The 16,808-nt window shown below is 50.8% G+C and carries 11 protein-coding genes; 9 read left to right on the top strand and 2 right to left on the bottom strand.

Going from position 1 to position 16,808, the window contains the following annotated elements:
- Positions 1-69 precede the first annotated feature (69 nt).
- From M979_RS00980 to M979_RS00950, 7 genes are all read left to right on the top strand, one after another.
- Positions 70-2,238: a type I secretion system permease/ATPase gene (locus tag M979_RS00980; RefSeq protein WP_064553129.1), complete on the top strand. Its 2,169-nt coding sequence runs from the start codon at positions 70-72 to the stop codon at positions 2,236-2,238.
- Positions 2,235-3,632 carry a beta-barrel domain-containing protein gene (locus M979_RS00975; RefSeq protein WP_064553127.1) on the top strand — a complete coding sequence of 466 codons (1,398 nt, stop codon included), beginning with the start codon at positions 2,235-2,237 and terminating at the stop codon, positions 3,630-3,632. Before M979_RS00980 ends, M979_RS00975 begins: the two co-directional genes overlap by 4 nt.
- On the top strand, positions 3,622-5,052 hold the full coding sequence (locus M979_RS00970; protein ID WP_209439620.1) for a TolC family protein: 1,431 nt from the start codon (positions 3,622-3,624) through the stop codon (positions 5,050-5,052). Before M979_RS00975 ends, M979_RS00970 begins: the two co-directional genes overlap by 11 nt.
- A 128-nt stretch (positions 5,053-5,180) precedes the next feature.
- Positions 5,181-7,688 (top strand): copper-exporting P-type ATPase CopA, encoded by a 2,508-nt coding sequence (gene copA, locus M979_RS00965; RefSeq protein WP_064553125.1) that lies wholly within the window; start codon positions 5,181-5,183, stop codon positions 7,686-7,688.
- 88 nt (positions 7,689-7,776) lie between these two features.
- On the top strand, positions 7,777-8,583 hold the full coding sequence (locus tag M979_RS00960; RefSeq protein ID WP_034458115.1) for a TraB/GumN family protein: 807 nt from the start codon (positions 7,777-7,779) through the stop codon (positions 8,581-8,583).
- 323 nt (positions 8,584-8,906) lie between these two features.
- Positions 8,907-9,386 (top strand): Cys-tRNA(Pro)/Cys-tRNA(Cys) deacylase YbaK, encoded by a 480-nt coding sequence (gene ybaK / locus M979_RS00955; RefSeq protein ID WP_034458114.1) that lies wholly within the window; start codon positions 8,907-8,909, stop codon positions 9,384-9,386.
- Between the two features lie 81 nt (positions 9,387-9,467).
- A complete protein-coding gene (locus M979_RS00950) occupies positions 9,468-10,355 on the top strand; it encodes an AraC family transcriptional regulator (RefSeq protein ID WP_064553124.1) in 888 nt (295 codons plus the stop codon).
- 80 nt (positions 10,356-10,435) lie between these two features.
- On the opposite strand, the gene ushA is transcribed toward M979_RS00950, so the two are convergent.
- Complete coding sequence (ushA, locus tag M979_RS00945) at positions 10,436-12,088, bottom strand: bifunctional UDP-sugar hydrolase/5'-nucleotidase UshA (RefSeq protein ID WP_064553122.1); 1,653 nt, start codon at positions 12,086-12,088, stop codon at positions 10,436-10,438.
- A 250-nt stretch (positions 12,089-12,338) separates the two neighbouring features.
- Here ushA and M979_RS00940 point away from each other — a divergent pair, with 250 nt between their 5' ends.
- Both M979_RS00940 and ybaL read left to right on the top strand, forming a co-directional pair.
- Positions 12,339-13,547, top strand: a complete 1,209-nt coding sequence (locus M979_RS00940) for an MFS transporter (protein WP_034458108.1) — start codon at positions 12,339-12,341, stop codon at positions 13,545-13,547.
- A gap of 221 nt (positions 13,548-13,768) precedes the next feature.
- Positions 13,769-15,445, top strand: a complete 1,677-nt coding sequence (ybaL, locus tag M979_RS00935; protein ID WP_064553120.1) for a YbaL family putative K(+) efflux transporter — start codon at positions 13,769-13,771, stop codon at positions 15,443-15,445.
- 39 nt (positions 15,446-15,484) lie between these two features.
- Here ybaL and M979_RS00930 read toward each other — a convergent pair whose 3' ends face one another.
- Positions 15,485-16,789: an inosine/guanosine kinase gene (locus tag M979_RS00930; RefSeq protein WP_034458101.1), complete on the bottom strand. Its 1,305-nt coding sequence runs from the start codon at positions 16,787-16,789 to the stop codon at positions 15,485-15,487.
- Positions 16,790-16,808 lie beyond the last annotated feature (19 nt).

Genomic DNA, 16,808 nt, shown 5'->3' with positions numbered 1-16,808 from the left:
TGGGCATATATCCTACAATAATGACTGGTTTGTTAATAAATATGACTTCTTTGCCGTCGGCGGTATCCCATGGATAGCGGTTTTTTTTGTTTGCAGGTAATTGGCTCCTTTCATCAGGTCGCTGTCGACAAAATAAACCTTCAGCATAAATTTGCCGGTCACCTTGAGATATCCCTCGACGGGCAGCCCGTGTTTGGCCAACGAGCAATTTTATTGGCGGCACAGGAGTTAGGACTTAAAACAAAGGTAGTGCGCCAGGATGTACGCCGAATGGATAAAGCTGCATTACCAGCCGTAGGACAGAATCGTGATGGGTGCTATTTTATCCTTGGGAAATATGACCCCGGCAGTAAAAATGGTAATCATATCGTCAAGCCTCGCTTGCTTATTCAATATGAAAACTGCCCTCCTGAGTTTATTTCCATCGATGAGTTAACCGAGGTTTGGACGGGTGAAGTTATTTACTTTGCAAGCAAAGTAAATTTCACAGGAACATTAGCTAAATTCGATTTCACCTGGTTTATTCCGGCATTGATTAAATACCGGCGAATTTTAGGGGAAATAATGCTCATTTCCCTGGTGTTGCAGTTAATCGGCTTAGCCACCCCACTATTCTTTCAGGTGGTGATGGATAAAGTTTTGGTTAACCATGCCATGAAAACCCTGCATGTGGTTGCCATTGGCCTGGTGGCAGCAAATATCTTTGAAGCTTTATTAAGCGGGATCCGCACCTGGGTATTTGCACATACCAGCAGCAAGCTTGATGTCGAACTCGGCGCGCGTCTATTCCGCCATATGCTTAACCTACCGATTGCTTATTTCCAGAGCCGCCGCGTTGGGGATTCGGTAGCGCGTGTGCGAGAGCTGGAAAATATCCGTTCGTTTCTGACGGGCAATGCCATCACAGTCGTACTCGATATTCTTTTCTCATTTGTCTTCCTCGCCGTAATGTTCAGCTACAGCGTTAAGTTGACACTTATCGTGATTGCATCGATCCCGCTCTATGTTTTTTTATCGCTGGTGTTCACACCCGTACTGCGCCGTCGGCTCAATGAAAAATTCAATAAATCGGCGGAAAACCAGTCGTTCCTTGTTGAGACCATCAGCAATATCGACACCGTCAAAGCCATGGCCGTTGAGCCGCGCTGGGTTAAGAACTGGGATGACCAACTGGCGGGTTACGTGACTTCCGGGCTTTCAGCCACCAATATCTCGACCATCGCCAACGGTGGAATTACGTTGATCAGTAAGCTGGTGACCGCCGCTATCATGTGGACAGGTGCAAGCCTGGTTATCGATAACCAACTGACCGTGGGGGCACTCGTAGCATTCAACATGCTCTCCGGCCAGGTGTCACAGCCCATTTTGCGTCTTGCACAGTTATGGAATGATTTTCAGCAAGTCGGTATTTCAATGAGTCGACTTGGCGATATTTTAAACACTCACCCTGAAGTTGTTGATCAGAAATCCCGGCTGCCACGACTGTCCGGGGCTATCGAGTTCGATAAGGTCTCATTCCGCTATCGACCCGATGCATCCGAAGTATTGCGCCAGGTGAGCCTCACGGTTAAACCCGGTGAAGTCATTGGTATTGTCGGCCGTTCAGGTTCAGGGAAGAGCACTCTTACCAAGCTGGTACAACGCTTATACATCCCCGAACGCGGGCGCGTGTTACTGGACGGGCACGATCTCGCAGTGATAAACACCACGTCTCTCCGGCATCAAATTGGTGTGGTGCAGCAAGAAAATAACCTGTTTAACCGCTCGATTCGCGCCAATATCGCGCTGACTAACCCGACGCTGCCGATTGAAGCAGTAATAGAAGCCGCCCAACTTGCCGGAGCACATGAGTTTATTTGTGAGTTACCGGAAGGCTACGACACCATGGTCGGCGAGCACGGCACCGGTTTGTCTGGCGGCCAGCGCCAGCGTATTGCCATTGCCCGCGCCTTAATCTCAAACCCACGTATTTTGATTTTTGATGAAGCCACCAGCGCGCTGGATTATGAGTCCGAAAAAATCATTCAGGATAATATGCGCCGCATCTGTGAAGGCCGAACAGTATTGATCATTGCGCATCGCCTCTCTGCGGTGCGTGAAGCCAACCGCATCGTGGTGATGGAGCGCGGAGAAATTGCCGAAGTCGGTCATCATGATGAACTGGTTCAACACGCCGATGGGATCTACGCGCATTTATATACTCTGCAGCAAGGTCCGGTAAGAGAGGCCTGCGTATGAGCCTCAAACTCCGCTACAGCGCCTGGTGCGAATTGATGAAATGCTACCGTTCTCACTTTGCTTTTTTCTGGAAACAGCGCCACTCACTCACCCCACCTGCTTTGATAGCAGACGAAGCAGAATTTCTTCCGGCGGCCCTGGCATTGCAGCTAGCCCCCATTTCACCAACTGCTCGCTGGACGGCGCGCCTGCTTATGGTGTTAATCGTTTTCCTGGTGCTATGGTCGGTATTGGGTAAGGTCGACATTATTGTTTCCGCCAGCGGGAAAATCATTCCTTCGAGTCACGCGAAAACTATTGCCTCTGTGGAAACCGCACGCGTTCAACATATCTTTGTTACCGATGGGCAAACCGTACATGCAGGTGAACCCCTGCTGCTGCTTGATACGCAAATTATCGACCATGAAATAATACGCGCGGAAGTTGGACAGGATAACGCAGCCTTGCAGGTTGCACGCTCACGTGCCTTGCTGGAATCCATCACCGCTCATCAATTTATTGGACTGAGCGATATAGAAAACATCACGCCAGAAAAGGTCGCTGACGCCCGTGAGCATCTTTCCAGCCAGTGGCAGAATGTAGAAAGCAGGCTAAGAGATCTGGATGGGGAAATTGCCCGTTACAGCCAGCAATTACCGATTGTTCGTGAGCGGGCACAAAATTATAAAGATTTGGCCCAAAACCATGACGTGTCGGTCACTTCATGGCAGGAAAAAGAGCAGGACAAAATTGAGTTGGAAGGCAAACTTGCCGATGCACGCCACCAACGCGATTCATTTATCGCTGATACGCGTAAGAAAACCGAGGATGAGCTCAATGACGGGTTACGCCAGCAGGCCGAAGCACATCAGGATGTGCAACGAGCCGACGCCCATAAAACTCAACTTCAGCTCACCGCCCCAGTTGACGGCACGGTACAACAATTAGTGGTACATACAGTTGGTGGCGTAGTAACGGCTGCCCAGCCGTTGATGGTCATCGTACCCAAGCAAAATCAGGTCGAGATCGAAGCAATCGTTGAAAACAAAGACATCGGTTTTGTACGCAAAGGCCAGCATGCCGCAGTGAAAATCGAGGCATTCGACTACACCAAATACGGCATGATGCAGGGTGAAGTGACTTATGTTTCACGCGATGCGATGAATGCAGGAACCAGCAATGCAGCCGAGAGCGCGCAATCAGGCCATAGCGATAACGCACAGAAACCGCAGAATTCTCAATACGCAATTCACATCAAACTTGACCACAAAACGATGGATATCGATGGAGAACCCTCGACACTGCGGCCGGGCATGATCGCCTCAATTGAAATAAAAACAGGTAGCCGTCGGGTTATTGAGTACTTCCTCTCCCCTCTGATTCAACACACTCATGAGAGCCTGAATGAACGCTAAAAGGTATTTAGTCTCTCTTTGCCTGCTGGCCTTGTGGGCGCAGCCCGCTGCTTTCGCTGAAGATAAAAGTGGTTTACTGGACGATCCGTTACTGGCGCAACCTGTGCAATTGCAGGACGGCGCGACGCTCCCTGATACCAGCCGGATTAATTGTGCAACGGCGGTAGATTTCACCCAACCACTGGCGCTGACCGATGCTGTTGATACTGCGCTGTGTAACAACCCGCAAATCCGCGCCACCTGGGCAGAAATTAAGGTGCAAAGCGGCGTGGTAGGTGAAGCCCGAGCCGCTTATCTGCCAACCATCACCGGCTCGGTTAGCCGACTCAAAGACACCACAACCTATTCCTCTGGTTCACAACAGCCCGCATCCACCAGTATCGGCAACCAGTATTATGGTTCATTAAACTGGCGCTTATTCGATTTTGGGGGACGCGCCGCAAACCGCGAAGTGGCGAATCAAATGCTTTTAGCCGCGATTGCCGGGCATGATGCAGCTTTGCAAAAAACCATGGCATCGGTGATTCAGGTTTACTTTGAGACGATGACCAGCCAGGCCGTAATGGAGGCTCGCATGCAGATTGCGCAGCTTGCCCAACAAACGTTGAGCGTTGCGAAACGGCGTGAGGAAAAAGGCGCAACCACTCAGGACGACACCTTACAGGCTGCAACCGCGCTGGCAAAAGCACAGCTTAATGCGATGCACAGTCGAGGGGATTTTGAAAAGAACCTTGCCCTGCTCAAGCAGGTCATGGGCATCAATCTTGAAATGTCCGTTAATTTACCAGCGCAACCCGACAACGTTATCCCTTCGGACATTCACGACCTAAACCAGTGGCTGAAACAGGCGCAAATCCGCCACCCGGCAATTATGCAGGCGCGGGCAAAATGGCAGGCCGACAAAGATAAAATTATCCAGGTTCGCTCGGATGGTTTACCAACGCTCGATATGACGGCGCATATTTCCCGCAATGGTTTCCCGAATCAGGGTCTATCGACTATTAACCAGACCGATAAAGATGTTGGCCTAACGGTTTCTATTCCATTGTTCGATGGCTTTAGTCGCCACTATAAAATTCTGGAAGCAAGAGCACAGGCCGAACAAAGCGAAGCTCAACTCGAAGATACCACCACACAGATTCTTACTGACGTAGTGAAAGCCTGGGCTGATGCTAAAACGGCGTTGGGTGTGCTGAGCGTAAGCCAACAATTGCTCGACGCCGCACAAGCCAGCGTTAATTCTTCACGCCGCCGTTACGATAAAGATGTGGCCGATATTCTTGAAGTTTTGAATGCTCAATCGGCACTGGCTGATGCACAACAACAACGTATTCAGGCTATTGCTGAATGGCAATCTGCGCGCTTAAGCCTGCTTGCGAATACCGGAATACTGAGTCAACTGCCCACAGGAACTGAATAATCTAACGGAGATATGCCCTAAATAGGTCGATGTGTTGGCTGCGCCGAGAAATATTTAGGGTATAGCTTGACCTTACCCTTGATGGAAGGTTTAGGCTTACCACAATCCCACATAAATGGAGTCTGATGATGTCTCACGTTATAGATTTAAATCTTGATGGCCTGACCTGCGGCCATTGCGTTAAACGCGTTAAAGAAAGCCTGGAGCAACGTCCTGACGTTGATACAGCCGAAGTCACGCAAACTCACGCCAGCGTAACCGGAACTGCTTCAGTTGATGAGTTAATCAACACCGTAAAACAAGCAGGATACGACGCGACGGCAGCCAGCCACCCAAAGTCTGATCCGCTGACAGAGTCATTAACCCCGTCGGAAGCACTGACAGCGGCATCCCCTTCGCTTCCGGCAGCCACCGTTGATGACGACGATAGCCAACAGTTGTTGATCAACGGGATGAGCTGCGCCAGTTGCGTGACCCGGGTACAAAGTGCGTTGCAAAACGTCCCTGGAGTCAGCCTGGCACGGGTAAACCTTGCCGAGCGCAGCGCCCTGATTATGGGCTCTGCCTCTGCCGAATCTTTAGTTAAAGCGGTGGAAAGCGTCGGATACGGGGCGGAAGCCATCGAAGATGATGCGATACGCCGCGAACGTCAGCAAGAGACCGCCAACGCCGCCGTTAAACGCTTCCGCTGGCAGGCGATTTTAGCCCTTGCCGTTGGTATTCCGGTGATGGTATGGGGCATGTTCGGCGACAACATGATGGTCACCGACGACAACCGTTCGTTGTGGCTGGCAATCGGTATTGTCACCCTCGGCGTGATGGTGTTCGCTGGCGGGCATTTCTATCGCAGCGCCTGGCGCAGTTTGCTCAATAAAACCGCCACCATGGATACGCTGGTCGCGCTGGGAACCGGTGCCGCGTGGATTTATTCCATCACCGTGAATATCTGGCCGCAGCACTTCCCGATGGAAGCTCGCCATCTCTATTACGAAGCCAGCGCGATGATTATCGGCCTGATAAATCTCGGGCATATGCTGGAACAACGTGCTCGCCAACGCTCTTCTAAAGCGCTGGAGCGCCTGCTGGATTTAACGCCACCGACTGCACGAGTCGTCACCGAAGAGGGTGAAAAAACGCTGCCGTTGGCTGAAGTGACCGCCGGAATGATCTTGCGTCTAACGACCGGGGATCGCATTCCCGTCGACGGCGAAATCACCCAGGGCGAAGCCTGGTTTGATGAAGCGATGCTGACCGGCGAGCCGGTGCCGCAGCAAAAATCCACTGATGAGCAGATTCATGCAGGGACTGTTGTGCAGGATGGCAGCGTGCTGTTCCGCGCCACAGCAACCGGCAACCACACCACGCTTTCGCGCATTATTCGTATGGTGCGCCAGGCACAAAGCAGCAAGCCTGAAATCGGCCAGCTTGCCGATAAAATTTCGGCGGTGTTTGTGCCGGTAGTGGTTCTGATTGCCCTGTTTAGCGCCGCCATCTGGTACTTCTTCGGCCCCGCGCCGCAAATCGTTTATACGCTGGTGATTGCCACCACGGTGCTGATCATCGCCTGTCCTTGTGCGCTAGGGCTGGCAACGCCGATGTCGATTATTTCTGGCGTGGGTCGCGCCGCTGAGTTTGGCGTATTAGTGCGTGATGCCGACGCACTGCAACGCGCCAGCACGCTTGATACTATTGTGTTTGATAAAACCGGCACGCTGACCGAAGGCAAACCGCAGGTGGTCGCAGTCGTAACCTATAACGACTGGTCCGAGGCTGATGCGTTAAGGCTGGCTGCAGTGCTGGAACAAGGATCAAGCCATCCACTCGCCCGCGCTATTCTTGATAAAGCAGACGGTGCTGAATTGCCGCAGGTGAATGCCTTCCGCACCTTGCGTGGCCTGGGTGTTAGCGGCGAAACCGAGGGCCGTCAATTGCTGCTCGGCAACAAAGCACTGCTTGATGAGCAAAATGTGGATACCGGCCCGATGGCGGCTGAAATAGAAGCGCAGGCAAGCCGTGGCGCAACGCCAGTGCTGCTGGCGGTCGACGGCAAACTGGTCGCCCTGCTCGCCATCCGCGACCCACTGCGTGCCGACAGTATCAGTGCGTTGCAACGCTTGCACCGTAACGGCTACCGTCTGGTGATGTTGACCGGCGATAACCCAACTACCGCAAACGCGATTGCTAAAGAAGCGGGCATCGACGAGGTGATTGCTGGCGTCTTGCCAGATGGCAAAGCCGAAGCGATTAAAAATCTGCAACAACAAGGGCGACAAGTTGCAATGGTTGGCGATGGTATCAACGATGCACCAGCTTTAGCACAAGCTGAAGTGGGTATCGCAATGGGTGGCGGCAGCGATGTTGCTATCGAAACTGCGGCGATTACGCTGATGCGTCACAGCCTGATCGGCGTCGCTGATGCGCTGGCAATATCTAAAGCGACTTTGCGGAACATGAAGCAGAACCTGGTCGGGGCGTTTATCTACAACACGCTGGGGATCCCGATTGCCGCGGGGATTTTATATCCGCTAACCGGAACACTGCTTAACCCAGTGGTTGCCGGGGCTGCGATGGCGCTGTCATCCATTACTGTGGTCAGTAACGCCAACCGTTTATTGCGTTTTAAACCAAAAGACTAACTCACCTTCCCCACGCACTCTCGCGTGGGGAAATTTGCACCAGACTCATCGCAGCGGTAGCATGACTTTTTAGCCAGGGAATCTGCAAATGGGTCTGCTATCGCGAATTACCGCATTATTTTCAAGCCTTTCGAACACCCAATATCCCTGGCCTGCTCTGGATATTGTACTACCCGGAGATCGCCATCTTCATCTTGTCGGCAGCATTCATATGGGTACGCGCGATATGGCGCCGCTGTCGAGCAAGCTTATCGATAAACTTAACAATTCCGATGCGCTTATTGTTGAAGCCGACATATCAGAAGGCGGTTCCCCGTTCCCGAATAATCCCGATGAACTCCCGCTTGAAGAGCGACTTTCCCCTGATAACTGGGCGCAGATTATGTCGTTAATCCAGGAGTTAGGTATTCCCCTGAGCCAAATCGATAATCAACCTGCCTGGCAAATTGCACTGGTGCTACAGGCCTACCAGGCGCAACGACTGGGATTACGAGCCGATTTTGGGATTGATTTTCAGTTGCTGGAAGCCGCGAAGGCGCAGGCAGTACCGATTATTGAACTGGAAGGTGCGCAGCATCAGGTGGATATTCTCACCCGCCTGCCTGATGGCGGCATGCCGTTATTAACCGATACGCTCACCCACTGGCACACCAATGCCCGTTTGCTGCAAACGATGATTAGCTGGTGGCTGGAGTCGCCACCGCAAAGTGGGAAAGTGCAGCTTCCCAATACATTTGGCGATGAGTTATACGATGTTCTTATGCATCAACGTAACCTTCAGTGGCTGCATTTCTTGCAGCAACTTCCAGCCGGACGCTACATTGTGGCAGTCGGAGCACTGCATCTTTACGGTGAGGGAAATTTGCCAGGGCTTCTGAAAAATCCCCCTAAATAATTCCAGTTACACCGAGGCGGCAAGTGAACGAAGCCCGATGAGCTTACTCCCGTAAGTGATTCGGGTGAGTGAGTGTAGCCAACAAATGGGTAACTGAAAGTATGACGGAGGATAAAAAAACGGCCAATATCGCTATTGGCCCGTCAAAGAGGAATTTATATATTGTTGTAATTATTCTGGCCGAATAAACGACCAGATAGAGAATTGTCGCTCAATGTAACGATTAACGCCAACACTATTACGTGTCATTATAATATTAGGAATACATATAACCCTGTTTATTAATTTGTGCGTATATCAGACAAATTCACTAAGAAGGTTCCATGACACCCGCCGTAAAACTTCTCGAAAAAAACCGTGTTCCATTTCAGATACATGCTTACGACCACGACCCAAGCGAAACAAACTTTGGTGATGAAGTGGTGCGCAAACTCGGCCTGAATGCCGAGCAGGTCTACAAAACGCTGCTTGTTGCTATCAACGGGGATATGAAACAGTTGGCGGTTGCTGTTACGCCAGTTTCCGGGCAACTGGACTTGAAAAAAGTGGCAAAAGCATTGGGTGCCAAAAAGGTGGATATGGCCGATCCTATGGTGGCGCAGCGCATTACCGGTTATCTGGTCGGTGGTATTAGTCCACTGGGGCAGAAGAAGCGCCTGCCAACAGTTATCGACGCCCCTGCACAATCGTTCACATCTATATATGTTTCCGGCGGTAAACGCGGGCTGGATATCGAACTGGCCGCCGCAGATCTCGCAAAATTGCTCAATGCCACTTTTGCAGAAATTGCCCGTCGCGATTAACAAAGATCCTTCCAAAAGAGCAATTTCAGTCAGGACTCTCTTTTATGTTACTGGCAAAGTGAAAGCCTTGAGGGAGGAGTGATGACGAGCGCAAGACACCAACTGTATGCCCAACGTTTTGAGCAAGTATTTGCCTGGATTGAACAGCATCTCGATAGCCCATTAACGGTCGAGCAACTGAGTGAAGTCGCCTGTTTTTCGCGTTTTCATTTTCACCGGCAATTTAGTCAGTTTTGCGGAATCAGCGTTAGCCGTTATATCACGCTGATGCGGCTAAAAAGGGCCTCTTTCCAGTTAGTGAAAAACCCGCAGGAAAGAGTGATTAACATTGCCCTGGATGCCGGGTTTGAAAACCCAGAATCATTTTCTCGAGCCTTTAAAAATACCTTCGGCCTGACACCCAGCGAGTTTCGTAAAGATCCTGTTTGGGTTGACTGGCATGTGCATTTTCAATTTCCCGGACGTGAAAACCAGCAGAGGTTAAAAAATATGGATGTGAAAATCATTACTGTCGAACCGATGGAAGTGGCGGTGCTTGAGCATCTTGGCGATCCTATGCTCGTCAATAATACGGTCGCGGCGTTTATTGAATGGCGCAAAGCATCAGGGCTTTCAGATTACAGTACACAAGGGACTTACGGTGTGCCGTGGAATGATCCCCACACGACACCAGGCGATGAATTTCGTTTTGATGTATGCGGTGAGCTAAACCCGGAGGCAAACGGCCAGGTTCCTGAAAACCCTCAGGGCGTTATCAGTAAAACACTACCCGGCGGGCGTTGTGCAGTGGTGCGCCACGTTGGCGCTTATGAACGCATCAGCGATAGCGTTTATTATCTTTACCGCCAGTGGCTACCAAACAGCGGTGAGGAGTTACGCGATTTTCCAGTCTATTTCCGCTACCTCGAGCTTGATAAAAACCACCCCGAGCATGCGCAGCAGACGGATATTTTACTGCCGTTGAAATAAAGAATAATGGATGTCGTTTCCGCTAATCGCCCTACAAAAGCGACCTTGTAGATTAGCGTAACGACATCCGACAAATGCTCTTACTGCCAGCTCACCTCACCTTTCGGTTCATAAGCATTCATATCAAGCGGAGAATTCTTCTCGATATATTGCTTCAGCACTTCTGCATCCACAAAACCAGTGTTCACATATCCCGGTTTTTTATCGATAGCAGGATAGCCATCACCGCCGGAGGCGTTAAAGTTTAACGTGGCCATACGGTAGGTTTTCGCAGGGTCAACCGGCTCACCTTTGATTTTCAGATCCTGCAAGCCGGCAGCTGTTGCCACAAAGCTGACATTCGCAAACTGCGGGTAAGCACCAGAATCTGGTTTCTTCTGCGCTACGGCACTGAGATATTCGGTGACTTCTTTGCCCGTCATATCGCTATAAACCACCGTGTTACCAAACGGCTGAACCTTCAGCACATCTTTGTAAGTGATATCGCCGGTTTCAATCGAATCACGAATACCACCACCGCTCATCACAGCAAAGTCGGCACCGGTCCGGTCCATTTGAGCAGCCAGCAACAGGCGCGCCAGGTTGGTTTGCACGAAGCGCACTTTGCTCCGATCCCCTTCCATGTGGCCATTTACGCTGCCGACTTTCACATTCAGCTGAGCCTGGCCTTTATTCTGGAATGGCGTAAGCAGTGAGAGCATTTGCTGGTTTTCTGGGATCTGTGGCGTGTAAAGTACGCGCTCACTTTCACCGTTATCGTAGGTGATTTTCTTCTTCAGGTTGATGGGGATGAGCTGATAATGCACCAGTTTCATCTCGCCATTACGGAATTCGAAATCAGCGCGGCCGACGTACTTGCCCCACTCATGTGCCTGCACAATCCAGATACCGTTTTGCTGATCCGGCGCACATGGCGTGCCAGGCACGTAATCCACCTGCTTTTTATTTTCTGCCGCCATGCAGACCGGATCTTGCGAGTGCCCGCCGACAATCATCGTCAACGCACCTGCGGGGAGGCTGCGAGCCATTTCCACATCGCCAGGCGCGTTAGAGCCGTGGTCGCCATTGTCATAGTGGCCCATATGGGTTGCCGCGATTAGCACGTCCGGTTTTTCAGTTGTTTGCAGTTCCTGAATCACCAGTTTGGCTTCGTCGGTAGGTTTACGGAATTCGATATCGGTGAAGTTTTCCGGGTTGCCAATTTTCGCGGTGTCGTCAGTGGTTAAACCGATAACCGCAATTTTAATGCCCTGTGGCTTAAAGATGGCCCAAGGCTTAAATAGACGCTCACCGGTGCTTTTCTGGTAAATGTTGGCCGAAAGCAGCGGGAATTTAGCCCACTTTTCTTGCTGGCGTAACACGGTCAGCGGTTTGTCGAATTCGTGGTTGCCGATTGCCATCGCGTCATAACCAATCAGATTCATGCCACGAAAATCAGGTTCTGCATCCTGTAAGTCTGATTCAGGTACACCAGTATTGATGTCGCCACCAGAAAGTAGCAGAACACTTCCGCCCTTTTCGGCAACCTCTTTACGAATGCTATCCACCAGAGTTTTCTGCGCAGCCAGGCCATATTCCGCGTGTTCATTGCGCCAGAAATGACCGTGGTGATCGTTAGTGTGTAGAATGGTGATGTTATAAGTTTTATCTTTTTCCCAGGCCAGCGCCGATGCACTGGTCAGACTGACTGCCATCAGCAGTGCTGTGGTCACCCCTTTCACGGCAAACTTCATTGCAAATCTCCATATTCAAAAAAATACTTCCGCACCAATAGCAGATACCAATTCGCATATACTCTAAATAATTCGAGTTGCAGCCAATGCCCCTGCAGCTTGAAGTATGACGAGTATAGACAAATAACTTTTCATGATTGTGACTTTATTCAACTCTTCCCAGAAGGTATGTTAGCTGGGTAATGATTTCCTACGGTTCCATCAGTGAACTGGGCTAAAAAAACAATCCATCTATTAATTACAGGTATTTATGGCAATCTCGGAACAAACTCTCGCATCGCCGGAGCCCAAAAAGGCTCGCACAGCGTTTGGCATTCTGGGGGCAATTAGCCTCTCCCATTTGCTCAACGATATGATTCAGTCACTTATTCTGGCGCTCTACCCGCTACTCCAGAGCGAGTTCTCTCTGAGCTTTGTGCAGATTGGGATGATAACGCTGACCTTCCAGGTGACCTCATCGCTCCTTCAACCGGTGGTAGGATACTACACCGACAAATACCCGATGCCGTGGTCGTTACCGATTGGTATGTGCTTCACACTTTGCGGGTTAGTTATTCTGGCAATGGCAGGCAGTTTCCCGATGGTGCTGCTGGCTGCCGGGCTTGTGGGAACCGGTTCTTCTGTTTTCCACCCGGAATCATCCCGTGTCGCGCGTATGGCGTCCGGTGGCCGTCACGGCCTGGCGCAGTCGCTGTTCCAGGTTGGTGGCAACTTTGGTAGCTCTTTAGGACCGTTGCTGGCTGCGCTGATTATCGCTCCGTACGGCAAAGGTAATGTCGGCTGGTTTGTGTTGGCCGCTCTGTTGGCAATTATCGTCTTGCTGCAAATTAGCCGTTGGTATGCCGCGCAACATCGCATGGCGAAAGGTAAAACGGCTGCACCTGTCGTTAACCCACTGCCGCGCAAAAAAGTCATTCAGGCGGTATCTGTATTGCTGGTACTCATTTTCTCCAAGTATTTTTATATGGCGAGTATTAGCAGCTATTACACCTTTTACCTGATGCACAAATTCGGTTTATCGGTGCAAAATGCCCAATTCCATCTATTTGCCTTCCTGTTTGCAGTAGCGGCCGGCACAGTAATTGGTGGGCCAGTGGGAGATAAAATTGGTCGCAAATACGTTATCTGGGGGTCAATCCTGGGTGTCGCGCCATTTACCCTTTTCCTGCCGTATGTTTCATTGTACTGGACCGGGATCCTGACCGTGATTATCGGCTTTATCCTTGCCTCCGCGTTTTCAGCGATTTTAGTTTACGCGCAAGAGCTGATGCCAGGGCGTATCGGCATGGTTTCCGGGCTATTTTTCGGTTTCGCCTTTGGGATGGGCGGACTGGGTGCTGCGGTTCTCGGACTCGTGGCTGACCATACAAGTATCGAATTAGTCTATAAAATATGTGCCTTCTTACCTCTACTGGGTATATTGACCATATTCCTCCCTGATAATCGCCACAAATCCTGATTTATCCAGGCCAATGCATTGTATTGGCCTGCTCTCATCCCCATATTCTGCTGCATTAGTTATCCATTAATTGTGTAAAACCCTTCTCAGGACAATTTATTTGTCCAAACGCGCCTTTTATAAAAAATTCACTTATTTTTTCCCCAACCAATTAAAAAATTGTCATAAACTGAAGTAGATAATTTGATTTATTGGACCTATTGCTTACGAAAGGAGACGGAATGCACCACGCCACCCCGCTTATCACCACCATTGTCGGCGGCCTTGTACTGGCCTTTTTGCTCGGTATGCTCGCTAACAAACTTCGCATATCACCCTTGGTGGGCTACTTACTAGCTGGGGTACTTGCCGGCCCTTTTACGCCAGGCTTTGTTGCAGATACTAAACTCGCACCTGAACTGGCAGAACTCGGTGTGATTCTGCTGATGTTTGGCGTAGGTTTGCATTTCTCTCTGAAGGATTTGATGGCGGTAAAGGCCATCGCCATCCCCGGAGCTATCGCCCAGATTGGTGTGGCGACGCTACTGGGAATGGCGCTTTCATCATTGATGGGCTGGTCGCTGATGACCGGCATCGTATTTGGACTATGTCTTTCCACCGCCAGTACCGTGGTGCTGTTACGCGCGCTTGAAGAACGGCAACTCATTGATAGCCAGCGCGGGCAAATCGCCATTGGCTGGCTGATTGTTGAAGACCTGGTAATGGTTTTAACGCTGGTTCTGCTGCCAGCTGTCGCCGGCATGATGGAAAAAGGTGACGTTGGCTTTGCGACTCTGACGCTCGATTTAGGTCTGACTATCGGTAAAGTCGTGGCGTTTATTGCCATTATGCTGATTGTTGGCCGCCGTGTGGTGCCGTGGATTCTGGCGCGTAGTGCCGCAACCGGTTCACGCGAACTATTCACACTGGCTGTTCTTGCGTTAGCGCTGGGCATCGCTTTTGGTGCCGTCGAACTGTTTGATGTTTCCTTTGCTTTAGGTGCGTTCTTTGCTGGCATGGTGCTCAATGAGTCTGAATTAAGCCATCGCGCAGCACACGACACGCTACCACTGCGTGATGCATTTGCCGTGCTGTTCTTTGTCTCCGTCGGCATGTTGTTCGACCCATTAATTCTCATTCAGGAACCGCTCGCGGTACTGGGCACGGTTGCGATCATCGTCTTTGGTAAATCGTTAGCCGCCTTCTTCCTGGTACGCCTGTTTGGCCACTCGCAACGCACGGCATTAACCATCGCCACAAGCCTTGCGCAGATTGGTGAGTTCGCCTTTATTCTTGCAGGTCTCGGCATGGCGCTAAATCTGCTGCCGCAGACCGGGCAAAATCTGGTACTGGCGGGAGCAATTCTGTCGATTATGCTCAATCCAATATTGTTTGCGGTACTTGAGCGCTACCTCGCAAAAACCGAAACGCTGGAAGAGCAGACGCTGGAAGAAGCTATCGAAGACGAGAAGCAAATTCCGGTCGATATTTGCCATCATGCGTTGCTGGTTGGTTTTGGGCGTGTAGGCAGCTTGCTGGGTGAGAAATTGCTGGCCCAGGGCATTCCGCTGGTGGTGATTGAAACATCTCGCAGCAGGGTCGATGAGCTACGTGAACGAGGGATTCGAGCCGTACTCGGCAATGCAGCCAATGAAGAGATCATGAATCTTGCCCACCTGGATTGCGCACGGTGGTTATTGCTAACGATTCCTAATGGCTACGAGGCGGGTGAAATCGTTGCCGCAGCGCGTGCAAAATGCCCGGATATCGAGATTATTGCCCGTGCTCATTATGACGACGAAGTGGAATACATCACCGAACGTGGTGCCAATCGGGTCGTGATGGGTGAACGTGAGATAGCCAATACCATGATGGGGTTGTTGGAAAAGCCAATAGTGCAGGAAACCGTGTCGGGGTAGTTGTTGTAGGGTGGGTTATCCACCCTACAAACTAAAGTTTTAACGCGCCCAATAAGACTCTTCGAGGCTATCTTCGCGTTCTGGCAAGCCACGCGTCAGGCGCGGAGAGTGCTGATTCAACACCTGGTAACTTACGCGGTTTGCGTATTTACACACTTGTGCCAGAGATGAATAGGTCAGCCACGTATGCTGGTGTTTGCTGGAGTTTGGCACGTTAGAACGGTGATAATTGTTCGCCGTAATATCGTGTAGCAATGCCGCCAACGCACCGTCGCCCGCACCATTGGTGTTCATGATTTTTTCAGGCCCGCCCATATATGGCGCGATGTGCGAGAAAATACGCATCGGGTTCTGGCAATCTTTATGGCGCATCGCGCGGCTAAATTCGTACTGGTTAAACTCGGCAATCGCACCCGGCAGCAGCGGATGTTGTGTCGTGCGTTTAGAGGACTCTTCCGTAAAGCCCGCCATATACAAGCCCACAGGCCCTGCGGTACACAGTACTAAATCAACCCAATCTAACGCTTTATCCGCCGCCAGCAATGGATCGCTTTCACCGGTCAGCGCCAGCCCTTCTTCTTCGTTCATCGCAAGAATGGAGACATGTTCTTTCAAGAACGCCTGCCACCATTGTGGGTTTTCTGCGATGACATATTTGGTGCCAAGCGTGAGCACAACAGGAACGTTGTATTTTTTCGCATATGCGATGGCCTGCATGGTCGCTTCTGGCATGGGTTCGCCATCTTTACAGCGCACTAAATATGAAGTCAGAACTAACGCCGAGGCCCCGGCAATCACCTCTTCAGGGATATTTTCGGCTCGTAACTGGTTCATGTGGCCTGGGCTTATCGCAAAGGTACGCTCACCTTGCTCACCAATAAGCGTAAAGCAGCGTCCGATTGGCCCATTAACACCTTGCAGGTAGTTGAGGTCGGTACGGCTGGAGGTATTGCAAAGGTAACGGTAGGCGTAGCTACCAATTTCGATATTGCTGCACATCACACCCAGCAGTACAGAACGGTCATCGGCCAAAACCGAATAGTTGTGCATGGTGTTGCCAATGGTGCCACCGGCAAACTGGTGGGTAATCAGATCTTCTTTCACCAATTCCTGATACAGCGCTTCCGCAACATCATCTTCAATAACCAGAGAGTGCCCGAAACTCAAACCGTAACGATGAACAAATGCATCATCGACTTTGGCTTCGATATCCACCAGCGTCTGGTCGATCCCGACTATCCAGGAAGTTCCTGTCTCGTTTTCAGGCTGAACCTGTTGCAGTAATGGATCACGCGCGTTTACAGGAAAGTAGTGTTTGGATTTTCGTTTGCCGGGAAATTTCATGATGTTGTTCGGAGTTTGC

Origin of the sequence: Buttiauxella noackiae ATCC 51607, from assembly GCF_001654865.1 — a bacterium.
In the GTDB taxonomy this organism is placed as follows: Bacteria; Pseudomonadota; Gammaproteobacteria; order Enterobacterales; family Enterobacteriaceae; genus Buttiauxella; species Buttiauxella noackiae.
This window is presented reverse-complemented; position numbering and strand designations above follow the sequence as displayed.

Coding starts and splice junctions, on each gene's coding strand:
- M979_RS00980 (WP_064553129.1), top strand. CDS start 70: ATGGATAGCGGTTTTTTTTGTTTGCAGGTAATTGGCTCCTTTCATCAG.
- M979_RS00975 (WP_064553127.1), top strand. CDS start 2,235: ATGAGCCTCAAACTCCGCTACAGCGCCTGGTGCGAATTGATGAAATGC.
- M979_RS00970 (WP_209439620.1), top strand. CDS start 3,622: ATGAACGCTAAAAGGTATTTAGTCTCTCTTTGCCTGCTGGCCTTGTGG.
- copA (WP_064553125.1), top strand. CDS start 5,181: ATGTCTCACGTTATAGATTTAAATCTTGATGGCCTGACCTGCGGCCAT.
- M979_RS00960 (WP_034458115.1), top strand. CDS start 7,777: ATGGGTCTGCTATCGCGAATTACCGCATTATTTTCAAGCCTTTCGAAC.
- ybaK (WP_034458114.1), top strand. CDS start 8,907: ATGACACCCGCCGTAAAACTTCTCGAAAAAAACCGTGTTCCATTTCAG.
- M979_RS00950 (WP_064553124.1), top strand. CDS start 9,468: ATGACGAGCGCAAGACACCAACTGTATGCCCAACGTTTTGAGCAAGTA.
- ushA (WP_064553122.1), bottom strand. CDS start 12,088: ATGAAGTTTGCCGTGAAAGGGGTGACCACAGCACTGCTGATGGCAGTC.
- M979_RS00940 (WP_034458108.1), top strand. CDS start 12,339: ATGGCAATCTCGGAACAAACTCTCGCATCGCCGGAGCCCAAAAAGGCT.
- ybaL (WP_064553120.1), top strand. CDS start 13,769: ATGCACCACGCCACCCCGCTTATCACCACCATTGTCGGCGGCCTTGTA.
- M979_RS00930 (WP_034458101.1), bottom strand. CDS start 16,789: ATGAAATTTCCCGGCAAACGAAAATCCAAACACTACTTTCCTGTAAAC.